Raw genomic sequence first — 24866 nt, 5'->3', positions numbered from 1 at the left:
GGTTTATAATTACTCTAATGTAAGGGATTGTTTTGGGATTTTTATTTCAGTGATCACAAATTCATTTCCTGAATTATATATCTTAAAAGAGGCCTTATTGCCATATATTAATTTTAACCTTTGAACAGTGTTATTAATACCATGCCCTTCAGATTTTTTCTTGGGTCCGTTTGGTTTAAGTTGACCACTGTTTTTTACATAAATAAATAATTTGTCATCATCACCTATTGCACATCTTACTTCAACTTTACCACCTTTCAGTAAATTACTGATTCCATGTTTTATGGCATTTTCTACTATGGTTTGTAACATCATGGGAGGTATTTTATATTTATAGGCCCGCTCTTCTATATCATAATTTATAATAAGCCTTTCCTCAAACCTTATTTTTTCTAGGTTAAGGTAATCCTTAACCGTATTAAATTCATCTTCAAAGTTGATGACTGTTTTGTTATCCATTACCAAAGAATATCTCAGGATATTTGATAGTTGGGTGATGGCTGATTTTGCTTTTACTGGGTTTTCATCTACGAGCGCCCTGACACTGTTAAGTGCATTGAATATAAAATGGGGATTTAGTTGGCTCCTCAGATGGTTCAATTTGATTTCGTTGATTTTGGCCTGATATTTTAGAGAAGTATTGTAATTATCCAAAAAATGGAAGAGAAAGTACATCATTCCCCATAGCGCATAATAAAGGAAACTGATAAAAACATTTACCAAGATCACTAAAGGCCGTAGATCTTCATAAATATTCAATGTATCAAAGGCTAAGTTAATCAGTACCTGAGCCACCGTATTCATAAGACTTAGGAGTACCAAGCCCATCAGTGAATTGGCAATAAGCCTGGTTATGGGAAGATTAAACCAGCCATATTCTTTTATTGCATATCGGAAAGCATGTGTGGAGCTGAGGTAAAACAATGCCAGGGAAAAATACGCCCCTATTTGAACCGCCGTGATCCCTCGTGCCAAAGATACAAAAAGGAGGTTGATCAGGGCAAACGCTGACCAACCAACTATTTGAAGCACCCAGTATAACCGTTTTTTATTCATGGAGTATCACCTATTGATAGGTATAGAATGATTAGGTTCCTACTTCAATACCAGTAAGATTAGATTCAGCATCAAAGCTGGTTAAGTTCAGGTTTAAGAAATTTGGCCGTATAGCTTGTAGGGTGTAAAGCGACTTTCTCTGGAGACCCTTCTATTACAATAGACCCACCTTTGTCACCACCTTCAGGACCGATGTCTATGATATAATCTGCCACTTTGATGACATCCATGTTATGTTCAATGATCAGCACGGTATTACCTTTATCCACTAACTGATTCAAAACACTAAGTAAATGTTCTATATCCTTGAAATGAAGCCCCGTAGTAGGTTCATCAAGAATATAAAAAGTTTTTCCAGTATCTTTTTTAGATAGCTCAGTCGCTAGTTTTACCCTTTGGGCTTCTCCACCCGATAGTGTAGTCGCATGCTGTCCCAAGGTGATATAACCTAGGCCTACATCATTCAAAGTCTGGATTTTCCTCAGGATTTTTGGTTGAAATTCAAAAAACTCTACTGCCTGCTCTACAGTCATGTCCAATACATCGGAAATAGATTTTCCTTTGAATCTTACTTCTAAAGTTTCCCTGTTGTACCTTTTACCTTTGCAGGTTTCACAGGGTATGTGTACATCAGGAAGGAAATCCATTTCTATTAGTTTCATTCCAGCACCTTCGCAATCTTCACAACGTCCTCCTTTTACATTAAAAGAAAACCTTCCAGGTTTATACCCCCGTATTTTTGACTCAGGTAGATCTGTAAACAGAGCCCTTATATCTGTAAAAGCACCGGTATAAGTAGCCGGATTAGATCTGGGTGTTCTTCCGATAGGTGACTGATCTACTTCTATGACTTTATCGAGATGCTCTAAACCCTTGATTTGTTTATAAGGAAGCGGTTCTTTTTTAGATTTATAGAAATGTTGGTTGAGTAATGGGTAAAGGGTTTCATGGATTAAAGAACTTTTTCCGCTGCCGGATACACCAGTGATACAGATCATAGTTCCCAGTGGCAGTTTTAAAGTTACGTTCTTCAGGTTATTTCCGGTAGCATTGATTAATTTTAAAGTATCCCCATTGCCTTTTCTTCTGGTGGGTGGGACAGGTATGCTTAGGGTATTGTTAAGAAACTGTGCAGTGATACTGTTTTGTGCTAAAAATTCCGTTGGATTGCCCTTTGCTACTATACTGCCACCGTGCCTGCCGGCTCCCGGGCCAATATCGATCACATAATCGGCTTCCAACATCATATCTTTATCATGCTCTACCACGATTACCGAATTGCCTAAATCCCGTAAATCCTGAAGTGCTTTAATCAATTTTACATTATCTCTCTGGTGTAAACCTATACTGGGCTCATCGAGAATGTATAGCACTCCCACCAATTGGGTACCTATCTGGGTAGCCAGCCTTATTCTTTGTGCTTCTCCTCCAGACAGGGACCGCAAAGGCCTATTAAGGGACAAATAATCTAGTCCAATATCCTGCAGGAAACCAATTCTTTTGTTTATTTCTTTGAGCACCTCTTTTCCTATGATCTTTTGCTTTTCAGACATAAGATCTTCAGCTTTGCCAAACCAGGAAGCCAGGGCAGTGATGTCCATCATGGCCAGCTCACCTATATTTTTTCCTCCTATCTTGAAATGGAGCGCCTCTTTTTTAAGACGTAAGCCCTCACAGTCTGGGCAAATATTGGAGGTAGTATAGTCAGCCACCCAATTACGTATTTTGTCTGAGCCTTCTTCTTGTTGTTTTTGAAGAAAATTGATGATTCCTTCAAATGTAGTAGTCCATTGGGTGCCAGGGTGCTTGACGGAATCTACCTCCACTTCCATTTTATCTCCGTACAAAAGGATATGCATTACATCATCTGGAAATTTTTCCAGAGGAGTAGATATGCTTACCTTATGGTTTTTCAGTACAGCATTGATTTTTTTAAATATCCAGATATCCCTAAATTCACCCAGTGGGGCTATCCCCCCCCTGCTGATACTGAGGGATGGATCAGGGATAATGCTCTCCTTGGTTATTTCTTCTATTTTACCCAAACCGTTACAGGTAGGACATGCACCGTATGGGCTATTGAAAGAAAAATTATTGGGAGCTGGCTCATCATAGGATAGACCGGTGGTTGGATCCATTAAATGTTTAGAGAAATGATGGATTTCCCCTGCTTCATCACGGAGCATAATGACACCTTTACCATGTTGTAGGGCTGTTTTTAAGGATTGGGTAATCCTGTACCGGTCCTCTTCTTCGGCTATGATCCGGTCTATGACGATTTCAATATCGTGTATTTTATACCGGTCTACCTGCATTTTAGGTACTACGTCCATCACTACCCCGTCTACCCTTACTTTAGAAAACCCCATTTTTCTTGTTTGCTCAAATAACTCTCTATAGTGTCCCTTTCTACCTTTTACAATAGGGGCTAAAATGTAAAGTTTCTTTTTTGAGAAATTTTGAAATAGTTGTTCTATAATCTGGTCTTCCGTTTGGCGGACCATCCGATGGCCCGATAAATAGGAAAACGCTTCACCTGCTCTGGCAAAGAGAAGTCTCATAAAATCATATATCTCAGTAACAGTACCTACCGTAGACCTGGGGTTTTTTGAGGTGGTTTTTTGCTCTATGGAGATGACCGGCGAGAGGCCATTAATTTTGTCCACATCAGGTCTTTCCATTCCGCCCAAAAATGAGCGGGCATAAGCAGAAAAACTTTCCATGTACCTTCTCTGCCCTTCTGCATAGATAGTGTCAAAAGCTAAAGAACTTTTGCCACTACCACTTAAACCTGTGATTACAATGAGTTTATTGCGAGGAATAGATATATCTATATTTTTGAGATTATGTTCCCTTGCACCGTATATCTCTATTAATTCTTCTACTTGATTATTATTTTCTGCCATGAAAGGAGGATTCCTTTTTTGATTCAATTTACAAAAATACAAGAATTTTGTTTAGCGTTAAATTTATCCTCTGTTAACCATTTTATACGCTGATAAGTTTATCTCAAAAGCTTTCTATTTATTTTGGTCAGCTTGTGCGTCTGCTCTCATATCTGCTTCTGATTTTCCAGTAAGGGTTGACATCATTCCGCTTAACAGCAGTTCCCACCAGTAGCTGAATATGAACTTACTGGGATCCCTACGTGCAAATACCTGACCCTCGGCCAGTTCTCCGTTCTTTTTCGGATTGTCGTTTGGAACCACCAGGGTGTTGGCGAGAAAAGCACCAGCCTTTCGAAAAATATTTTGGTTATCCTTATAGTTTTTATCGAGAATTTTAATTTTTAGGTCCCGGTATTTCATGATAAGGTCACCGGTTCCTTCCATATTATTTGCATAAATATTAAAAAACAAATTATCCAAATGGCCGGCATTTATTCCCACTCTGGTTTCAGGACCTATCATATCATTGAGGGCTTCCAGAGGCATAGACCCTACCACGCCTTTCATATGAAAGGCTCCATCAGGATCATCCAGTGTGAAATCTATAGTCAGATCCATAGTCCCCTGAGCCATGATTTTACCTGAAGCCTTTACCTCCATGATGTTGTTTTCCGCAACTTTGGTGTCAATATTGGTGATATTGCTAATGCTGGCATTGATTTCATCAAAGTGGATGGCTCCAGCTCTGGGAGCATTCGTGTCGGGACGTTCTTGATAGGCTACATAGGCATTTTCAAGCTTAAGTTCCTCTATCATTATCTCTCTGGGAATGCCAGATATACGGGCCTGTACCATTTCCGGTCTTCTTTCTTTATTTTCCGGTTTACGTTTGTCACGGAATACATTGATGACCAGATCCGATGCGATGATCAAATCTGCCTGTACTATTCCCTTTCGAAAGAATGTCTCAAAATTAAATCCTTGTATGTCTAATTCTCCTTCATCCAATTCTATCCAATCTGTTTGGAAATCAAATTGGTTGATATATTTATACCTCTCCAGTTTGTTGTCCAATTGCATTCCTCCTATCAATAGATGCTTATCATCAGAGTTAAAAGAAAGGTCTTTAAAATAAAATGCGTTTCTATATTCATTGAAATGATAGGATGCCATATCCAAATAGCCTTCTAGAAGGCCAACTTTAAATAAGGCATCTCTGTCATCTATATCTGCACTGCTCAGTTCGAAGTGGTTGGCAGAAACGGTAAGGTCATTGATACTCATGCGGACAGAATCATTGTAGCTATCTACATTCATAAAAGAAAGCCTATTAAATCTTATCCTGTTTATAGAGATATTGTCATAATTTTCTCCTTCTACCTCAGACTCTTGGGACATTTGCAAAGAATCAAATGGAGGTGTTTTCGTTTCTACCTGGACATTTTCTAAATAGGCAGAATCAAGCATAATAGAATTATCCAAATAAAAACTGGTCCATGAGAAGCCTGTTAGATATGCGTTTTCCAACGCTAGATTTATTTTAATTTTATCCTTCGGAATATTTTCATTTGGAGTGATACGGATACCTCCTAATTCTAAAAATGTACCCCTAAAATTAAAATCAAAAAGAATATGGCCAAATTCTACTGTGTGGTCACCGAAATCTGGTGTCCTTATGATCATATCAGTGACTATTTTTTCAGCATTTTTATTGAGGTATATATTGATGGCCGCTGGTACGCCTCTAAATATCAATAGTACTACAACAAGCGCAAGGATTACAAAAAGAACAATTTTCTTAATTTTCATGATCGGTAGATGCCAATAGATTTTTTGTTGTTATAAATACCGAAGATGTTTTAAGACATTTTAGGCGGGTAGTTTGATTTCATATGATGTACCTTTTTTTATAGTCAGCTTATTAGAACGCAGCCAGGGATTATAAAGTTTTAGTTCTTTATAGTTGCTGTTGTTTTTGAGAGACCATGCAGCCAGATCATTTATGTTTGAATCTACTTTGATCACTTTGAGTTTGGGCATGGTATAGAGTTGCTCCTTTTCCAGTTCATATCCATAGGTTTTTGGGTTTTCAAACAATTCTTTGAAAGCTAATATTCTAAAGATATACCTACTGGTCTCTTCATTCAGAAGGAGGTCATAGTATTTAGGTACTTGCTGCTCATTTTTTCTTTTGGTGAGTCCGGTGATGCCCATGTTATAACTTGCCGCCACGCTGGTCCAGTTTCCAAATCGTGCATAGGCTTTTTTTAGGTATTGACAAGCAGCTTCGGTAGCTTTCTCCAGGTGATATCGCTCATCTACTTCGGTACTAACCTCGAGTTTCAGCTCTTTGGCCGTATTGTCCATAAACTGCCAGAAACCTCTAGCGCCTGCTGGGGATACTACATTCATTAGACCTGATTCTACTAAGGCCACATATTTAAAATCTTCCGGTATACCATGCTTTGCCAGTATCGGTTCTATTATGGGCATAAACTTGGCTGCCCTTTTCATGATCATGATAGTATTTGAATTCCAGTAGGCATTTACATAAATTTCTCTTTCAAATCTTTCTATTATATCATCCTGATCAAAAGGTACCGGCTCGCCGGCAAAATTTATTCCTTCAGGGAGATCAAATAGCTTTACCCTGGTAAATTCCGGGATAGTAATAGTGGTTTGTTCGCCGCTGCTATCATTAACGAAGACCACCTCCTGGATAGGCGCTTCTTTTATCAGATTGATATATACCACAGTGCCTCCTAGCAGGAGTATTAAAACATATAATATGGGAATATGATACTGTTGCAAGCTATTAGAAATTGGGTGAAAGTAAATATTTACTATAAAATTCATCTATGACTTTTACTGCCTCAGTAGCGGTGTCTACCACTGCAAATAAATCGAGGTCTTCTTCATTGATATTGCCCTGCCCCAACATGGCAATCTTAAGCCAATCAATGAGGCCTGACCAATATGCTTTGCCTACCAATACTATAGGAAAACGTCCGATTTTTTTGGTCTGGATGAGCGTCAGTGCTTCAAAAAGTTCATCCAGTGTACCAAAACCACCCGGCAAAACGACAAAGCCCTGAGCATATTTGACAAACATCACCTTCCTTACAAAGAAGTAATCAAAAGTGATCAATTTATCCTGATCAATATATATATTATTAAATTGTTCAAATGGTAACTGTATGTTGAGCCCCACGGATTTTCCATTTTCTGAATGAGCCCCCTTATTACCTGCTTCCATTATGCCGGGGCCTCCTCCGGTGATGACACCGTAACCGTGTCGTACAAGTTTGGCGGCGATTTCTTCTGCTATCAAATAATACTTGTCCGTTCTGGGGGTACGGGCAGATCCAAACAGCGATACACATGGACCTATTTTGGCGAGCTTTTCAAACCCTTCTACAAATTCTGCCATCACTTTAAAAATAGCCCAGCTGTCTGCGCTTTTAATTTCATTCCAATCCCTTTCCTCGAAGGCCCTGCGGATTCGATCTTCTTCTATCAACTTCACTTTTTTTACTTCTTCTTCACTCATATGGTAAACTTTTTATTAAAAAAAAAGATTTAATGTCTATGGATAACTTAAAAATGATATTTAGTCCGAAAGTTAATCCAAATCATATTAATTATGAAAGTTACCCAAAAAGTAATTCATTATTGATATAAACAGTTCAATTCTGAATGGGGATATAGGAATACATACTTACCTGTTGTACTTTCGTGACCATTTACAAATCTATATGAATTTACAAGAGAAGTCATTGGCGGTCAGGAAGGTGTTTGATGAATTGGACAGTGATGTTAGTCTATATCTGGGCAAAAGTGGCCTTACCTGTTATGCGGGTTGCGGGAAGTGCTGTATGAATCCCCAAGTTGCTGCTACTGTATTGGAATTTATCCCTTTGGCATTTGATATCTACCAAAAAGGCAATGCTGAAAAGGCGATGGACATGCTGGAACAAACCTCTGAACAGGAATATTGTATGCAGTTTTTAAAAACAGCACAGGACAAAGAATCAGGAGTTTGTAATACTTATATATATAGGGGCCTTATTTGCCGGCTTTTTGGGGTCTCTGCCAGAAGAAATAAATATGGTAATAAAGAAATGATTACCTGTAAGAAATTAAAAGAAGGAAAGCAAGCCATATACCAGGCTACCACAGCAGGTATCAATATGGATATGGAAGTTCCGATGGCAAATGATTTTTATGCTAAACTATCTGCCATAGATATAAACTTATCTGCAGAAACCTTTCCTATAAATCAGGCTATAAAAAAAGCATTGGAAAAAGTAATGATGTATAAATATTATTATGAAAATCAGGAGTAAAATTAGAAATTTTCCAGATTGAGCAAGGTTTTTGCTTTAACTTGTTTCTCAATATCGAGGGAAGTATAATTTTTCACTTAACAAAATCTTTTAAAATGCTAAACTTCTCAGAAATTACCAATACTATCAAAGATATTATAGATGTAAGGATTAAGATAGTAAAAGCTGAGCTTAAAGAAGAGTTTAAAGCAGTAGCCCTTAGGATCGCCGTATTTGTATTAATGGGCTTTGTAGCTTTATTTATAGTGTGGTTTTTAAGTTACGCATTAGCTTTTTGGTTAGGAGCGCTGACAGGTTCTACAGCTCTGGGCTTTTTATTGACTGCTGTTTTTTATATGATTGTCTTCGGTATATTGTTTGCCTTAAAAGATTCAGATAAACTTCAATTTTCAATCAAAAGGGTATTTATTAAACTGGGTATTCTTTTCCAGACTAAAGAAACCACTCCCGAGTACACAAATGATCAAGATAAAATAACCAATAAAGATACTTCAGATGAGTGAACTAGAACTTAAGAAAAAAGCACAGGAGCTTGAACAAACCTTGGTTAAGCAATTGGAAGTTTTGAAATCCGATTCTCAGTTATGGGTGAAGGTGGGTGGCACGATGCTTCTCAGTGCATTGGCTGCTTATAGTCTTACAAGGGCTATAAAAGGAAGCAAAAGTAAAAAACTGGCCAAAGCCATCAAAGAATTAGAAAGGGAGGGATTAATTTCGAGGGGGTCGAACAATCAGATGAATTATCAGCCTGTGGCTTATAAAAAGCCTTCTTTCTGGGCTCCTATAGGCCAAAGGATTTTGATGGCAGCCTTTGATTTTGGTAAGGCCAGGTTGGTGGCTGAACTTGCTGCCAGATTTGACAAACCTTTTCCATCTGGTGTAAATACTGGCAATACTTCGAGCGGAAATTCTGGTGACCATGACCATTCGGGAAAGTATACTCAATAAATTTAAGTACAAAAAGAAAGGGGCTATTCTATTATTAGATCCTGAAAAGTATATAGATACTACTGGTTTTAACAATATTATATCCAAAGCAGTCCATCACGGGGTGGACTTTTTTTTTGTGGGGGGCAGTCTGTTACTTCAAAAGAATATGGATGAGATAATCCTTCATATAAAAGCAATTAATCCGCAGATACCGGTCATCTTATTTCCAGGTAATGTCATCCAAATCTCAGATAAAGCTGACGGCATCCTATTTATTTCCCTGATTTCAGGGAGAAATCCTGAATTTTTAATAGGGCAGCATGTTGTCGCAGCACCTTTAATTGCCCAAACGCCATTGGAGGTTTTGCCCACTGGCTATATTCTCGTCAATAGTGGAAAGGCGACTAGTGTGAATTATATGAGTCAGACACTGCCTATTCCAAATGATAAGCCAGCATTGGCAGTTGCTACAGGTATGGCTGGGAGATATTTAGGACTTCAATATCTGTACTTAGATGCTGGAAGCGGTGCTGATTCTCCTATAAATCCTGATATTATCTATCATGTAAAAGAGCGTGTAGGCTTGCCTTTAATAGTAGGAGGGGGGATAGATTCTTTGGATCTGGCGAAGACTGCCTGGGATAAGGGCGCTGATTATGTGGTATTAGGGAATGGGGTAGAAAAAAACCCCAGTCTGCTGACTGAGGTTCTTGATTATGCTAAAACTTATAATTTATCCCTGGACGTTGATCAATGATTCTCTTCTTCTCATTTTTCCTGCAGGTAGTCCGTACATCATTTTAAACCTACGGCAGAAATAAGCTGTATCTTTATAACCCACATCTTTTCCGATGTCCCGGATACTTTTCTTGGTAGTCCTTAATAGTTCTACAGCTGCTTCCATTCTTTGATACTCTATATAGTCCTGGGGATTGATGCCTGTCAGCATTTTAAAATACTGACCTACATAATCTTCAGATACATTGGCAACTTTGGCCAATACTTTATTTGAAAGATCACCGCCGATGTTTTTCTTAATGTAATTAAACATATCAATAAGGCGTGGGTCTTTAAAATACGTACTGTTAGTGGATAACTCTTCTACAAAAAGTCTATTTTTTAGGATGTGCCTGACTATTTCTACTACAAGTAGTTCTGTATGAAGTTTGATTACCCGTTCTTTACCTGGAGTCACCTGTTCAGATTCTTTTACAATGTCCTCAATGATAGAAGCCACCTTATCATTAAATCTGACGACAAAAGGCGGGATACCCAAAGAGTGGAAAAAGTTGACAACATCAAATACCTTTGCTTCAAAAGTGAGTGTAGTGATACAGTCTTCCTCTGCGCTTTTGATTTCTTTAAAGCTTATCGTCTGTAAATATTTCTTTTTGTTGTCATTGAAGCTTTCATAAGTTATCTCGTTCTTCTTGGCCATAGTGCCAAAAGAAATTTTTGTCGATCTTCCTGCAGGTATAAAGAGGATTTCTCCTTCATTTACTGCTTCCTGTTCTTCATCATAACGGAGAGAACCTTGATGTAATAAGATGATCGTGTTCTCGGTATCTGTAAAATCTGTAACAGTTACCGGACGCTCTATCTTATAATTATTCCCTTTCAGGAATCGAACCCCTATGGATTCAATGACTTTATTGTAATATTCCATGATAAAAGCCCATTAGATTTTTTGTAAAAGTATCACTTTTTTTAATTCTGTTGTAATATTAGTGAATAAATATTTGAAAATAATAAAAAACATATAGTAATCTTATATTTAAACTAGAATTTCAATTTAACTTAAAAGCTTTCTGGATATAACTATTTTTTGAATTTCGGAAGTTCCCTCATATATCTGGGTAATTTTTGCGTCACGCATAAGTCTTTCCACATGGTATTCTTTGACATAGCCATATCCTCCGTGCACCTGAACAGCTTCCACTGTTACTGCCATGGCCACTTTTGAAGCATATAATTTAGCCATGGCACTGGCATAAGAATAGTCTTCCCCCATGTCTTTGAGATGTGCTGCTTTTAGGCATAGAAGTCTGGCAGCTTCAATTTCGGTAGCCATATCGGCTAGTTTAAATTGTATAGCCTGATGCTGACTGATCGGTTTTCCGAAAGTCTTCCTTTCTTTTGCATATCCCAAAGCAAGTTCGTATGCTCCTGAAGCTATACCTAAAGCTTGTGCTGCTATTCCTATCCTTCCACCGTTTAATGTTTCCATGGCAAACTTGAAGCCCAGTCCTTCTTCTCCAATTCTATTTTCGACGGGCACCCTCACATCAGAAAACATAAGGGAATGGGTATCAGAGCCTCTTATGCCCAGTTTGTCTTCTTTTTTACCTATGGTAAATCCTTCCATTCCTTTTTCCACTATAAAAGCGGAAATGCCTTTATGCTTTTTTGCTGGATCTGTTTGGGCTATTACTAAATATATACTGGCGGTGCTTCCATTAGTGATCCAGTTTTTGGTACCGTTTAGGATATAATGGTCACCATCCAGTTCTGCTGTGGTTTTTTGGCTGGTGGCATCAGATCCGGCCTCCGGTTCTGAAAGGCAAAAGGCACCTATTTTTTCACCTCTTGCCAGTGGCTTAAGGTATTTTTGTTTTTGATCTTCCGACCCATATTTCTCCAATCCCCAGCATACAAGCGAATTATTTACTGACATGCAAACAGATGCAGAAGCATCAATTTTTGAAATTTCTTCCATGGCCAGCACGTAAGATATGGTGTCCATGCCCCCTCCGTCATACTTTGGGTCTACCATCATGCCCATAAACCCAAGGTCACCCATTAGTTTTACCTGTTCAGTTGGAAACCGGGCTTCAGTATCCCGTTCTATTACGCCTTCTAATAACTCCACTTTGGCAAATTCCCGGGCAGCATCTCTGACGGCAATCTGTTCTTCTGTCAACTGAAAATTCATTGTTTATTCTAATTTTGGGTTTGGTGGCCTGAATATACATCAAAAAAATAAAAGGGACAATTTACTGCCCCTTTCTATCGTTTGAGTAGCTTAATCTCGGTTTCCGAAGAACATCATAGCGTAATAGGCCAATGTTACTAAAGATGCTAATGCGGCGACAACGTAAGTCATGGCTGCCCATTTCAGTGCATCTTTGGACATGGCATGCTCTGAAGGTGTCACTATGTTTCGCTGTTTGATCCAGGCCAGTGCCCGGCTGCTGGCATCAAATTCCACAGGAAGGGTCACTAAAGAAAACAGCGTGATCATCCCATATGCTCCCACTACTATAACCCCTACAGCTTCATATGGAAGGCCAAACATGGCAATACCTCCAAATAGCGCAGCTAACAGTACGAAGTTTAGAATCTTTCCACTTGCATTTTGGATCGGTACTAAAGTGGACCGTACGGTAAGCCAGGTATAGGCCGTAGCATGCTGTACAGCATGCCCGCACTCATGGGCAGATACAGCAGTGGCTGCTGCATTTCTACCGTAATATACATCGGGACTTAAATTAACGGATCTATCTGCTGGGTTATAATGATCGGTAAGGTTTCCTTCCACGCAGTTTACCCTCACATTTGAGATGCCGTGATCAGCGAGCATGAGCTCTGCTATTTCTTTTCCGGATAGGTTGGCTTTTAAGGAAATCTGAGAGTATTTCCTAAACTTGCTCTTAAGTCTGTTGCTAACTGCATAACCTAATATGGCAAATCCGACTACAATTAATATTAACATCATAATGTTGACTTTTAAATAAACTGTTAATTTCTACGCTTTACTTTAATAGAGGTTGCTTAGTGCTTGTTAATTTTGCTAAAATTACCACACTGATTACTCCCAATCCCATAATGGTCAGAAGCTGGGAGGTGTGTACAATTACTGCAAATATTTTTCCGTCTTCTTCTGTCAAACCATATGTCATCAAAATAAACGCCACCAATGCATGGAAGGTACCAATACCTCCCTGGACAGGTGCCACCATGCCAATACTTCCCATTACCATGACCATTAGTACAGCCGATGCAGACAAAGTGGCAGTACTTGGGACAGCTATCGCTACAAAATACATCATAAAAAAATAGATAACCCAAATACCCAATGTTGCTCCCCAGAACCCTGTCTGAGTATCCACTTTTTTTATTGATTTTAATCCGGTCATCAGGTCTCTCAGGAAATGGCGTATTTTTTTGATTAAGGAGCTTTCACGGTATTTCGAGAAAACCACATATAATACCAGTCCTATTATTATCACCATACCTAAGGCTATCGGCAAGGCTCCTATCAGGCTTTCTTCCAATGTTTCCTGTGAAACGAGCAAATCCAACAATTCTGTAAATATCGTCCGCTGAACAAAAAATGTAAATATGATAACCAAAATCATGGAAATCAGATCTACCGTTCGTTCTAAAATGACAGTTCCCACCAGTTTGCCCATAGGGAGTTGGTCAGTTTTGGTAAGGTACCCGCATCTGGCCACCTCCCCGGCACGGGGGACGAGTAAGTTGGCGAGGTATCCACCCATCAATGCCCAAAAAACCCTTGCCACTGATGGCATTTTATCCTCACCCACTTTTATCAATAATTTCCATCTCCAAGCTCTCAGCCAATAACCAATAATGGATAAGGCTACTGATAGTCCTATATAAAAAGAGGAGGCCTCCTGAAGTGCGTTCAGAAGGCTGTCCATTTTAATATCTTTATATAAGTACCAAAATATAAAAATGGCCACTAAAAAAGAGGCTATAACCTGTAAGGCCTGTTTAAAAGAAAGTTTCAATTTCTTAGATCAGTTTATTATTATCATCCGGAAATATCAGGACAGGTTGGAATTTTTTAGCTTCTTCCAGATCCATAGAGGCATAGCTGATGATGATCACTACATCTCCTACTTGGGCTTTTCTTGCTGCCGGTCCATTAAGACATACCTGGCCGCTCCCTCTTGTGCCCTTGATTACATATGTCTCAAGCCTTTCTCCATTGTTGACGTTTACTATCTGTACTTTTTCGTTTTCAATTAGATTAGCTGCGTCCATCAGATCTTCGTCAATCGTGATGCTGCCTACATAATGAAGTTCTGCCTGGGTGATTTTTACCCGATGGATTTTAGATTTAAGTATTTGGATATGCATGGTTTGAATTTTGGCGCAAAGTTAATTAATTAATTATCATATTATCTATAAGTCTGACATCACCTATGTATGCTGCTGTACATATGGCCAAGCCTTCCACTTGCAGGTCACTTGTCATTTCCAAAGTATCCGATTTGACTAGTTCAAAATACTCCAGATTTGAAAGGGGTTCTTTCATAAATATTGCTGTTACCTTTTCTTTGACCACTAACCAATCCTGACCCTTTAAAAGTTCATCTTTTGCGTAGGTGAGGCAGGTATATAAAATGGAGGCTGTCCGGCGTTCCTCTTCATTCAGCCTTACGTTGCGGGAAGACATGGCCAAGCCGCTTTGCTCCCTTATGGTAGGAACTTTTATAAGCTCTATATTATAAGACAAGTCCTTTACCAGACGTCTGATTACTGCTAACTGCTGAAGGTCTTTCTGACCGAAATAGGAATGGTCTGGTTGTATGATATTAAATAGTTTGGATACGATGATGCCGACTCCATTGAAATGTCCGGGACGGAATTTGCCTTCCAGTATAGTTTCCAAATGGCCAAAATCAAACTTTAATTCCACCTTTTGAGGATACATCTCGCCGTCTGTAGGTAAAAACACATAGTCTACCCCGCTTACTTCCAATAATCTAAGATCGGTCTGCCAGGGTCTGGGATAGTTGTCCAGGTCCGAAGAATTGTTAAACTGGGTAGGGTTCACGTAGATTGTGGCTACCGTAATATCCGAATATAATTTTGATTTTTCTATTATACGGAGGTGTCCGTTATGTAAAGCTCCCATAGTGGGGACTAATCCAATGGTTTTGTTTTTAGAGCGCTCCAGGCGCATTGCATTACTGACCTCTAGTCTGGTACGAAGGATTTTCAAGGGGTTTTCCTTTATAAAGTACAAAATAGGGGCAAAACTATGTTATTTCTAATAAAAACAATGGATTTTATTGATTTTTTTTGTAAGTTTGTAGTCCCGTATTATCCCTCAACAAAAATAACAAGATATGTCTAAACTTCGTATTCTTTACGTAGCAAGTGAAATCAATCCATTCCTCCAAACTTCTGAAGTAGCCAATTTCGTAAGAGCCCTGCCTCAGGCCATGCAGGAGAAAGGAATGGAAATCCGTATTCTTGTTCCGAGATTTGGTTTAATAAACGAAAGGAAGAACAGGTTGCACGAGGTAGTAAGGCTTTCCGGAATTAACATTACTGTGGGTGATGAAGAAAAACCGTTGATAATTAAGGTAGCTTCCATTCCAAATGCCAAACTTCAGGTCTATTTTATAGATAATGAAGATTACTTTCAAAGAAAAAGTGTATTTCATGACAAGCAGGAAAATTTCTATGAAGATAACGATGAAAGAGCCATCTTTTTCTGTAAAGGAGTGATAGAGACAGTGAAAAAACTCGGCTGGGCGCCTGATATCGTTCATTGTAATGATTGGATGACAAGTTTAATTCCTTTATACCTAAAGACGACTTATAAAAATGAGCCGTTATTTAAAGGAACAAAATCAGTCTTTGCTATTTATAATAACGAATTTAACCATAAATTTGGGGACGATTTATTCGACAAGGTAAGAATGGTGGATATTGACGACAGCATCTTAGACCCTTTGAAATCAAAAGATTATGAAGGCTTCCTTAAAATAGGGATGGAATACGCAGACGTAATCATTCAGGGGGATGAAATGTCAGAACACCTTCACCAATTAATAGAAAATTGCTCTAAAGACAAAAAGTGTGAGATTAACAACAGTGAAAAAGATCAAGTTTACGAAAGTTACTTTAATATCTATACTGAACTTGCCGGCTAAGTGGGCTGCAGTTCTTTCCATTACCATATTACTGGCCAGTTCCTGTACCGATCCTTCAGAGATCGGGCTGGAGCTGGACCCAGAAAATAATCAGCTAGGGGTTTTCTATACAGAAATACCCCTTTCTGCTTCTATGGTTTTATTGGATTCCTTCAATACCACAAATGCTAATGTGCTGATGGCTGGCGGGGATATAAGCCCGTTTTTTGGAACCACAGAAGCTATCGGATTTAGCAGAGTAAATTTTGTTCCATACAATAGGGATATCCCTGCTGCTGCTAGGCCAAATGCCACTTCGGTACTGGATTCTGCCCGGTTTCAGTTTACTATCACTAATCAAATGACAGCAAACTCATTTGCTGAAAATAAAACCCTATCTGTTCACAGATTATTAGAACCTATTCAAGACATTACCTATTATAATTCAGATAAATTGGCTTATGATGAAAACCCTATAGCTGTAGGGTCATACAGGTTAAATGCTGGTAGAGATACGATCGTTTCTGCACCGCTAAATGAAACTATTGCCAATGATTTCTTTAATAGGCTTAAATCAAATGATCCTATTTTTAGAGACTTATTTGCCTTTCGGGAATATTTCCCAGGAATAGCCATAAAGGGCAGGGTAGAGGAGCAGGCCGGCCTACCAGTCAATGTAATGAATACCGGCATGGTTCTGTATTATCGAAATGAAGGAGATACTGTTTCCCGCAGGTTTTTGATCAGTACTGCAGAGTCGAGAAGTTTTAATCATATCAATAATAACAGAACTGGCACGCCTCTTGAGATTGTACAGGAACCGAGGACAGCCTATGACGTAGGTAATTTGGTGGGATTGAAAGCAAATACGGGCTTAGTGATGAAAATAAATACTGCACCGCTTCAAAGTTTTATGGATACTTTGCAGAATGTAGTTTTTAACCAGGTAATACTGGAAATGGGGCCGGTGGAGGCTCTATCGGAAGGGTTTATGCCTTTTGATTTTCTTTATATGTTTTATTCTATAAACAATACAGGAATGTTTTCTAATCCGGATTATAGAAGAGTGGAAAGAGATCCTAGACAGGGTCAGGTTAACCCAGAGCCCGCTAGATTATCATATTTGGAAGATACTAGGTTGTATAGACAATCTATCACTAGTTATACTAATAATTTATATAGGAGCGGTCAAGAAAATTACAATTTAATAATCCATCCGGATGATCCGGATTTGCCGGTGGAGGTAAATCTAAATATATCATCAGTTCAAACAGTGGATACTCGGCGTTTAACTTCTCAGCAGCGTCCAAATCTGGATTATAAAGAATCCTTAAGACAGCTAATTGTGGACCAAAACACAATTAAGCTTAAACTATATTATTCTAAAATAAAGTAATTGATTAATAGAATATTTTTTTTGCGTTAAGTACTTATAGGAGTTATCTATCATTATCAAAAGATGAAAATTTTTGCTTATGGCAGATATGGTGTAAATTAAATATGGATTGGATTAATTAAAATATTCTAGGTTGATCTGTGATAACTAAAACTGGGGTAGTTTGTTCTATTATCTACATTTATAGTTAATCCTTTCTAAATGGAATGTATTGGTCCAAATTCATTGAGGAATAGGTAATTATTAAAATTGAGTAAGAAATAAAGTGCGCATCTTGGGAATTTTTTTCAGCCAAAGCCAATTTAAGTTAAATTAAATCTTAGTTGGTTCTTTTGTGTTTTTACCTTTGATTTTGAAGTTAATTTTTCCGCTGAAATTTACAATTTTCTAGATTACTTCATAGTGATTCTGAAATAGATTTTGGTTGAAAACACTTATCCCATGATTGGCTTTTCATTGCTGGTTCTATGAGGCTTTCTAACTGGGAGGGCTTCTTTTCGGCCCTTCTTTTGGCAACCTTGGTCACATGTGCTTCAATGTTTCACAGAGTATTATTAATTTTTTTTTCTTTTCACGGTTCACTTTTATTTTTTTTAGTACATAGACTCCTTTGTGATACCGAATACCCCTTCCATGGCAGTGGCTCTCTAAATATTTCTGAACTGAGAATTCTTTCGTGTTTGCTGTGTTTCTATAAGCCTTTTCAGGGAAAATAGGTGATTATCTTTTTGGCCATACAGACCTTTCTGTTGCTGTTTGTTACATAAATCTTGTCGGCGCCAAGTTGTCTTACAGGTATGAAAAACCGTTTGTATTTGGCGACCGACAGCTTTTACCAGGTACATACATTGAAGGCTTTGAATTTCAATTTGTCTATGGAGGCAAGTCCGTCCACCTGTAGGATGTAGGCTTTGTCACCAAACTCTACAGTTCAAATTTAAGATAAAATTTTTTTTCCAGCCCTATTATATTATCTACTCTTATCCTTTGAGTAAAATATCTGATTTCTTATTTTCATTTGATTAATGATATAATAAATTTTTTAAGTATATCGTTGATATTTTGTTATTATTTTATATAACTAATGTATAATAATTTAATTTAAAAAGAAAACCCTAAAAAAGCTTTATAAAGCTATTTTAGGGTAAGATGCATGTTATTTATCAAGAATTTTTAAAGAAATTCAAACACTATTAAGGTTGCCAATCAGAGTGGGACCAATTGAAGTCGAAGTTGGTTTTAATATTCGATTCTCCAGTGATAATTAACTTATGCGCTATAAATAAAAAATTAGCATATTGTATATCTCCTGTATAAGAGCAATTATAAGGATAATTATAAGACTGAACCCAGTTGTTTTGAGTTGATTGTGTAAAATAAAGACTTATACTGGAAGTACTGCTACCGCCTGAATTAAAATTTAGATTTATAAATTCATTAGAATGTGTTCGATCACATATGTATTTAGCATTAGGTGTAGAACAGAATAGTCTTTGTAAAGGTGGTAAGATAGATTCAGTAGCTTCATAATCGTAACATAAAGGATTATAATATGCAGAATATATTAAGTCGCCTTCAATTTTTAATTCTGTTGTTGCCCTAGTATTCCAACCAAATGCACCTTTTCTAAAATTTCTTACAGTTATTACCCCTGTTGCTGAAACTAAACCTGCACTTGTTGTTCTGTAATAATAAGCTATATCTGTAATTGTCCTATTACTCCCTACTATGTAGTCTACTCTGTTAGAATAATTATCCACGAATCCTAACCATTTATTTTCTAAGTCTATATTTTTCTGATTTTTTATTTGTTTTCTGTCATAAGTTCTTAATTCATTACCAATGAAAATTTGACCTTTATCATTGACTAAAAATTCTAAACCTGGTAAAATATGAGATGCAACAGGAATAATTCCCCCTTCTGGATAAATATATAATAAATCAATGTGATTTAATGCCTCTTTACTATGAACTAGATGCTGTTCATTTAATCTTTCGGGTAAAACATTGCTTTCTTTAAATACCTGAAGTATTTTATCAGATTCTAAATTTTCTAATTCTATTAAATTATTATATAATATTAGCATACTATTAAATCCACTAAACTTTTTGGACCAATTGATATATTCATCATAATTTAATTTATTTACTGTAGCAACAATTTCAAATAATTTTTCTTCAGATGGAATGGTTAAAATGCCATTTCTTATTCCGATTTCATTTAATATTTGATTTTTATCAATTATAGCAATCGTATCGTTTTCAGCTGATGAGTCAATTTGATTTTCTATGAGAGAACAATTGGTCATAAAAACGACCATGAATACATTTAAGGCAAGTAAAATTTTTTTCATCTTTTTAAGTTTTAGTTTCCCAAAGTTAATTATTTTCTTAAGACTTGCAATTATGACTTAAATTAATTTTGTATATCTGCTCTTTGATATATTTTTATTACCTTTACAGTTAAAAATTATAATATGTGTGGAATTGTAGCATATGTAGGGCAGCAAGATGCGCTGCCTATCATTATCAAAGGTCTGAAGAGACTGGAATATCGAGGCTATGACAGTGCGGGAGTGGCACTTTTAAATGAAACTGGGTTAAGTGTTTACAAGAAAAAAGGTAAAGTGTCCGAACTGGAAAATTCATTGCTCAACAATGGCTTTCTGCATTCAAAAATAGGTATAGGACATACCAGATGGGCTACCCATGGAGAGCCAAATGATGCCAATGCGCATCCGCATTTTTCTGCGAATGAAAAATTTGCGATGATTCATAACGGGATTATCGAAAATTATGAGGTTTTAAAAACTGATCTGATTAATAAAGGATACAAATTTCACAGTGATACTGACTCTGAAGTATTTATTAATTTTATCGAAGATATCCATAAGCATAATGACTGCTCTTTAGAAGAAGCTGTACGACTCGCCCTTCATAAAGTAGTAGGTGCTTATGCCATCGTACTGATGAACAAAGAAGAGCCTGATACGCTGATCGCTGCCCGCAAAGGATCTCCTTTAGTAATAGGTGTGGGTACAGATGAGTATTTCTTGGCTTCAGATGCTACTCCGATCATCGAATACACCAATCAGGTAGTCTATTTGGATGATTATGAGATCGCCGTGATCAGAAACAATAAGCTTCAGATCAAAACCATCGAAAACGTAGAAGCCAATCCATATATCAACCAGCTGGAAATGGAACTGGAAGCTATAGAGAAAGGTGGATACGAACACTTCATGCTGAAAGAGATCAATGAGCAGCCACGTTCTATAGCTGACTGTATGAGAGGTCGTTTAGATGCTCAGGCTGGGAGGCTTATCGTAGGTGGTCTTAGAGATTATATCAATAAGTTTCAAAATGCCGACAGGATCATCATCATTGCCTGTGGTACATCTTGGCATGCCGGACTGGTAGCTGAATACCTTTTTGAAGAATTTGCAAGGATTCCAGTCGAAGTGGAATATGCTTCTGAATTTAGGTATAGAAATCCTGTCATCAATGAAGGTGACTTTGTCATCGCCATATCTCAATCCGGAGAGACGGCCGATACTTTGGCAGCTATCGAGCTGGCTAAATCTAAAGGTGCTACTATTTTTGGAGTATGTAATGTAGTAGGTTCTTCTATCGCCAGAGCCACACATGCAGGTTCTTATACTCACGCCGGTCCTGAAATAGGAGTGGCTTCTACCAAAGCTTTTACTGCTCAGATATCAGTACTTACCATGATGGCATTGATGCTCGGATATCAAAGGGGTACTTTGGCAGAAAGCAAATACATGCAATTGCTTAATGAACTTGAAGCCATTCCTGCTAAAGTAGAAAAAGCCTTGGAATCCAATGCTCAGATAGAATACATCGCTTCTCAGTATAAAGATGCCAGAAATTTCCTTTACCTGGGAAGGGGTTATAACTTCCCTGTAGCCCTTGAAGGTGCGTTGAAATTAAAAGAAATTTCCTATATCCATGCTGAGGGGTATCCTGCGGCAGAGATGAAGCATGGGCCTATCGCATTGATCGATGAGGAAATGCCAGTAGTATTTATTGCAACCAAGGATAGCTCATATGAGAAAATAGTAAGCAATATCCAGGAAGTTAAAGCCAGAAAAGGAAAAATCATCGCTGTGGTAACAGAAGGTGACACTTCTGTAAAAAGTATGGCAGATCACGTAATTGAGATACCGGCAACACATGAAGCTTTAGTGCCGCTCTTATCAGTGATACCTTTACAGTTACTTTCTTATCATATCGCTGTTATGAGAGGCTGTAATGTGGATCAGCCAAGAAACCTGGCTAAATCTGTTACAGTAGAATAAGCATATAAAATTTATAGAAAGTGAATATGGTCTGGAATTTTTCAGACCATATTTTTTTGGTGGATTCTATGATATATTTAAAGCAGTATGCTTCCTTTTTTATTAAGTAACAAAGGTCACGCTATAACTTAATTCTCAAACCTATTTTTGTAGCCATAATAAAAAAGTATTTTAGCAGCGGATATGGATTTGATTACGGTTTTTGGTTTTATTTCTGCGGTTATCATCGGTATCAGCTTAGGGCTTATCGGTGGAGGGGGTTCAATTCTAACTGTACCTGCATTGGTTTATTTGCTGCATATCAGTCCTGTTTTGGCTACTGCCTATTCATTATTCGTCGTGGGAGCTACATCATTGGTGGGATCTTTTACTTTTATGAAGAAAGGACTAGTGGATTATAAAACAGCAGCTGTATTTTCGATTCCCTCATTTATAGCGGTTTTTCTAGCCAGAAAATATTTGGTGCCAGCGATTCCTTACGAGATTTTCGCAATAGGGGAATGGATCATGACCAAAGATATTGCTATTATGGTTTTCTTTGCTTTGATCATGTTGGCGGCTTCTATTTCCATGATCAGAAATGGCCAGATAGAAGCTAAAGTCTGCGAGGTGACCTATAATTATCCACTGATCGCTATAGAGGGCGCACTGGTAGGTGTGCTAACAGGAATAGTGGGAGCAGGGGGTGGCTTTCTGATTATTCCAGCTTTGGTACTGTTGGCCAGATTGCCCATGAAGCTGGCAGTGGGCACATCACTTTTGATCATAGCGGTAAAATCATTGATCGGGTTCTTGGGAGACATATTTAACCAGTCTATAGATTGGCCATTTTTGATGTTGTTTTCAGGCTTATCTTTGATCGGTATTTTTATCGGGAGCTGGCTGTCTGCAAAGATGGACGGCGAGCATTTAAAAAAAGGGTTTGGCTGGTTTGTACTGGTGATGGCGGTTTACATTTTAGGTAAGGAGTTGGTGTTTTGATTTTCATCATTATACGCCGTTGTTTTGAATTATACGAAAAAATATCCCGCAGAACTTATCCTGCGGGATTTCCTTATCATTAATATTGGTTTACCTATTTACTTGGATTTTTTTGCGTATGACGCCATCTGTTTCGATGATATGAAGATTATAATAGCTCTTATTTAAATTTGTTAATGGAATGGTTGTTTTATCTTGGTCGGTTTTCTGATACAGAACCTCTTTTCCTCTCTCATCAAATAGTTTTATTTCATACACTTCAGATTCTTCAAACGTAGTACCATCCTCAATTTCTCTTGCTATGTTCAGCTATTCAAATGCTGAATTTGGATAGATAACTAAAACAAAGAAAACGAATAGGCAGATCCTGCCAAAATTAAAATTTGGCAGGATCTGCCTATTTCTTTTTAAACACTACTGCACACCATTTATCTTTTACCATTTGGTCGATTTTAGATAAGCCAAAAGATGCGGTCGAAGCTTCTATATCTATCACATCATGATCATAAAAGCCACTTAGTAATAAATATCCACCTGGTTTCACCAAGGTTTCATAAACTTCCATTTCATCCAGTAGGACGTTTTTATTGATATTGGCAATCACGATATCGAACTGCCCCTGCGGATTGACCTCCCGGACAGTACCAAGGCCCATCTTTACATGGGACATACCGTTGAGCTCAAAGTTCTCATTTCCATTGTCCACACACCAGTCATCGATGTCGAAAGCTTCCACTGTTGCTGCGCCAAGTTTATGAGACAATATGGCCAGTATACCAGTTCCCGCTCCTATATCGATTACCCTTTTACCATGATGGGGCAGATTTAGAAGATGGGTGAGCATCAGGTAGGTAGTGGCATGGTGACCGGTGCCGAATGACATCTTGGGGTTGATCACGATTTCGTGTTTTACTCCTTCTTTAGGAGCATGGAAGGAAGCTCTTACATAAACTTCCTCCCCTACGGCTATAGGGTCATAATTCTTCTCCCATTCGGTATTCCAATTGACCTTCTCCATTCGGCCTTCTTCGACAGAAATATTGGCCATGGAGATATATTTATCTAATACCTCTTGAAAGGCCACTCTGTCAAATTGGTCTTCCTGAATGTAGGCTTCCAAACCATCCTCTTTTTCCAGGAAAGAATCAAAACCCACTTCCGCCAGTTCGGCAATCAATATTTCTATAAACTCCTCCTTACAGGATATTTTGAATTCCAGGTATTCCATCAAAATGATTTGATAATATCCATAAAGTCACGGGATTTTAGCGAAGCACCGCCAATTAACCCGCCATCCACATCGGATTTGGCGAAAAGCTCTTTGGCATTGTCAGGTTTACAGCTGCCGCCATACAGGATGGAGATATCATCGGCAAGTTCTTGGCCATATTTATGTGCAATATGATCTCGGATGGCTGCATGCATTTCCTGCGCCTGATCAGAACTGGCAGTTTTTCCTGTACCAATAGCCCAAATTGGTTCGTAGGCGATGACCAGCTTTTTGAAATCTTCTGCCTCTAGATCAAATAAGCTTTCGGTCAACTGGCTTTTTACGTAATCTTCATGGGTATTCTCTTCTCTGATGTCCAGAGGCTCTCCGCAGCAGAAGATGGGTATAAGACCATTGGCCAAGGCCTGTTTTACTTTTTCGGAAAGCTGTAAATTGGTCTCGTTGAAATACTCTCGTCTTTCGCTGTGGCCAATAATCACGTATTGAATACCGAAAGAAGCCAACATCTTAGCAGATGTCTCTCCTGTAAAAGCACCGGAATCTTTGTCTGAACAATTTTGCCCAGCTACAAACAGATGATTAACATCTCCTATCAATTTCTTTACACCGGCTAGGTGGATGAAGGGAGGACTTAAAACTACCTTTACATCATTTACCCTTTCATCTTTAATCATGTTTACAATTTCAGAAGTAAGCTTTTGGCCTTCTTCCAGGGTTCCGTTCATTTTCCAGTTACCGGCTACTATTTTATCTCTCATGATGGTATGGTTGATACTGTTAAGTTTGATAAAAAATTTCTTTTTCTTTAATTAGCCTAAAATTACAC

At 38.0% G+C, this 24866-nt stretch carries 23 protein-coding genes; 8 read left to right on the top strand and 15 right to left on the bottom strand.

Going from position 1 to position 24866, the window contains the following annotated elements:
* Nucleotides 1-9: 9 nt before the first annotated feature.
* The 5 genes from EL17_RS19750 to EL17_RS19730 all read right to left on the bottom strand — a co-directional run bounded on the left by EL17_RS19750 (nt 10) and on the right by EL17_RS19730 (nt 7494).
* Nucleotides 10-1056 (bottom strand): sensor histidine kinase, encoded by a 1047-nt coding sequence (locus tag EL17_RS19750; protein WP_035078356.1) that lies wholly within the window; start codon nt 1054-1056, stop codon nt 10-12.
* Between the two features lie 71 nt (nt 1057-1127).
* Complete coding sequence (uvrA, locus tag EL17_RS19745) at nt 1128-3962, bottom strand: excinuclease ABC subunit UvrA (protein WP_035078673.1); 2835 nt, start codon at nt 3960-3962, stop codon at nt 1128-1130.
* Between the two features lie 114 nt (nt 3963-4076).
* Nucleotides 4077-5753, bottom strand: a complete 1677-nt coding sequence (locus EL17_RS19740) for a DUF748 domain-containing protein (protein WP_035078353.1) — start codon at nt 5751-5753, stop codon at nt 4077-4079.
* Nucleotides 5754-5813: 60 nt separating this feature from the next.
* Entirely contained in the window at nt 5814-6800 is a 987-nt protein-coding gene (locus EL17_RS19735; RefSeq protein WP_084166281.1) for a transglycosylase SLT domain-containing protein, read from the bottom strand.
* Nucleotides 6760-7494, bottom strand: coding sequence for an LOG family protein (locus EL17_RS19730; protein ID WP_035078347.1), 735 nt, complete (start codon nt 7492-7494; stop codon nt 6760-6762). Before EL17_RS19730 ends, EL17_RS19735 begins: the two co-directional genes overlap by 41 nt.
* A 205-nt stretch (nt 7495-7699) precedes the next feature.
* On the opposite strand from EL17_RS19730, the gene EL17_RS19725 reads away from it, so the two are divergent.
* The 4 genes from EL17_RS19725 to EL17_RS19710 all read left to right on the top strand — a co-directional run bounded on the left by EL17_RS19725 (nt 7700) and on the right by EL17_RS19710 (nt 9977).
* A complete protein-coding gene (locus EL17_RS19725; RefSeq protein WP_035078344.1) occupies nt 7700-8290 on the top strand; it encodes a Fe-S oxidoreductase in 591 nt (196 codons plus the stop codon).
* A gap of 95 nt (nt 8291-8385) precedes the next feature.
* Complete coding sequence (locus EL17_RS22850) at nt 8386-8793, top strand: phage holin family protein (protein ID WP_051720208.1); 408 nt, start codon at nt 8386-8388, stop codon at nt 8791-8793.
* Nucleotides 8786-9238 carry a hypothetical protein gene (locus EL17_RS22845; protein WP_051720205.1) on the top strand — a complete coding sequence of 151 codons (453 nt, stop codon included), beginning with the start codon at nt 8786-8788 and terminating at the stop codon, nt 9236-9238. The genes EL17_RS22850 and EL17_RS22845 overlap by 8 nt, the downstream gene beginning before the upstream one ends.
* Nucleotides 9210-9977: a geranylgeranylglyceryl/heptaprenylglyceryl phosphate synthase gene (locus EL17_RS19710; RefSeq protein WP_035078341.1), complete on the top strand. Its 768-nt coding sequence runs from the start codon at nt 9210-9212 to the stop codon at nt 9975-9977. Before EL17_RS22845 ends, EL17_RS19710 begins: the two co-directional genes overlap by 29 nt.
* Here the strand turns inward: EL17_RS19710 and EL17_RS19705 are convergent.
* The 6 genes from EL17_RS19705 to panC all read right to left on the bottom strand — a co-directional run bounded on the left by EL17_RS19705 (nt 9954) and on the right by panC (nt 15194).
* Complete coding sequence (locus tag EL17_RS19705) at nt 9954-10886, bottom strand: helix-turn-helix domain-containing protein (protein ID WP_035078338.1); 933 nt, start codon at nt 10884-10886, stop codon at nt 9954-9956. The genes EL17_RS19710 and EL17_RS19705 overlap by 24 nt on opposite strands.
* Before the next feature lie 126 nt (nt 10887-11012).
* Nucleotides 11013-12152 carry an acyl-CoA dehydrogenase gene (locus EL17_RS19700; RefSeq protein WP_035078335.1) on the bottom strand — a complete coding sequence of 380 codons (1140 nt, stop codon included), beginning with the start codon at nt 12150-12152 and terminating at the stop codon, nt 11013-11015.
* A gap of 90 nt (nt 12153-12242) precedes the next feature.
* Nucleotides 12243-12935: a zinc metallopeptidase gene (locus EL17_RS19695; RefSeq protein WP_035078333.1), complete on the bottom strand. Its 693-nt coding sequence runs from the start codon at nt 12933-12935 to the stop codon at nt 12243-12245.
* A 37-nt stretch (nt 12936-12972) separates the two neighbouring features.
* A complete protein-coding gene (locus tag EL17_RS19690) occupies nt 12973-13974 on the bottom strand; it encodes a lysylphosphatidylglycerol synthase transmembrane domain-containing protein (protein ID WP_035078330.1) in 1002 nt (333 codons plus the stop codon).
* Between the two features lie 4 nt (nt 13975-13978).
* Complete coding sequence (panD, locus tag EL17_RS19685) at nt 13979-14326, bottom strand: aspartate 1-decarboxylase (RefSeq protein WP_035078328.1); 348 nt, start codon at nt 14324-14326, stop codon at nt 13979-13981.
* Between the two features lie 25 nt (nt 14327-14351).
* Nucleotides 14352-15194: a pantoate--beta-alanine ligase gene (gene panC / locus EL17_RS19680; RefSeq protein ID WP_035078665.1), complete on the bottom strand. Its 843-nt coding sequence runs from the start codon at nt 15192-15194 to the stop codon at nt 14352-14354.
* A gap of 127 nt (nt 15195-15321) precedes the next feature.
* On the opposite strand from panC, the gene EL17_RS19675 reads away from it, so the two are divergent.
* Nucleotides 15322-16134, top strand: coding sequence for a glycogen/starch synthase (locus tag EL17_RS19675; RefSeq protein WP_035078326.1), 813 nt, complete (start codon nt 15322-15324; stop codon nt 16132-16134).
* Nucleotides 16061-17509, top strand: coding sequence for a DUF4270 family protein (locus EL17_RS19670; protein WP_164675180.1), 1449 nt, complete (start codon nt 16061-16063; stop codon nt 17507-17509). Before EL17_RS19675 ends, EL17_RS19670 begins: the two co-directional genes overlap by 74 nt.
* A 1193-nt stretch (nt 17510-18702) precedes the next feature.
* Here the strand turns inward: EL17_RS19670 and EL17_RS19660 are convergent.
* Nucleotides 18703-19863, bottom strand: a complete 1161-nt coding sequence (locus tag EL17_RS19660; RefSeq protein WP_035078320.1) for a hypothetical protein — start codon at nt 19861-19863, stop codon at nt 18703-18705.
* 123 nt (nt 19864-19986) lie between these two features.
* Here EL17_RS19660 and glmS point away from each other — a divergent pair, with 123 nt between their 5' ends.
* A complete protein-coding gene (glmS, locus tag EL17_RS19655) occupies nt 19987-21828 on the top strand; it encodes a glutamine--fructose-6-phosphate transaminase (isomerizing) (RefSeq protein ID WP_035078318.1) in 1842 nt (613 codons plus the stop codon).
* A gap of 183 nt (nt 21829-22011) precedes the next feature.
* Nucleotides 22012-22809, top strand: coding sequence for a sulfite exporter TauE/SafE family protein (locus EL17_RS19650; protein WP_035078315.1), 798 nt, complete (start codon nt 22012-22014; stop codon nt 22807-22809).
* 90 nt (nt 22810-22899) lie between these two features.
* Here EL17_RS19650 and EL17_RS24420 read toward each other — a convergent pair whose 3' ends face one another.
* The 3 genes from EL17_RS24420 to tpiA form a co-directional block, all read right to left on the bottom strand.
* On the bottom strand, nt 22900-23100 hold the full coding sequence (locus EL17_RS24420) for a T9SS type A sorting domain-containing protein (protein WP_394332178.1): 201 nt from the start codon (nt 23098-23100) through the stop codon (nt 22900-22902).
* A gap of 106 nt (nt 23101-23206) precedes the next feature.
* On the bottom strand, nt 23207-24037 hold the full coding sequence (prmA, locus tag EL17_RS19645; protein ID WP_035078313.1) for a 50S ribosomal protein L11 methyltransferase: 831 nt from the start codon (nt 24035-24037) through the stop codon (nt 23207-23209).
* Nucleotides 24037-24798 carry a triose-phosphate isomerase gene (gene tpiA, locus EL17_RS19640; RefSeq protein ID WP_035078310.1) on the bottom strand — a complete coding sequence of 254 codons (762 nt, stop codon included), beginning with the start codon at nt 24796-24798 and terminating at the stop codon, nt 24037-24039. Before tpiA ends, prmA begins: the two co-directional genes overlap by 1 nt.
* Between the last annotated feature and the right edge of the window lie 68 nt (nt 24799-24866).

The organism is Anditalea andensis, from assembly GCF_000714815.1.
Classification (GTDB): domain Bacteria; phylum Bacteroidota; class Bacteroidia; order Cytophagales; family Cyclobacteriaceae; genus Anditalea; species Anditalea andensis.
This window is presented reverse-complemented; position numbering and strand designations above follow the sequence as displayed.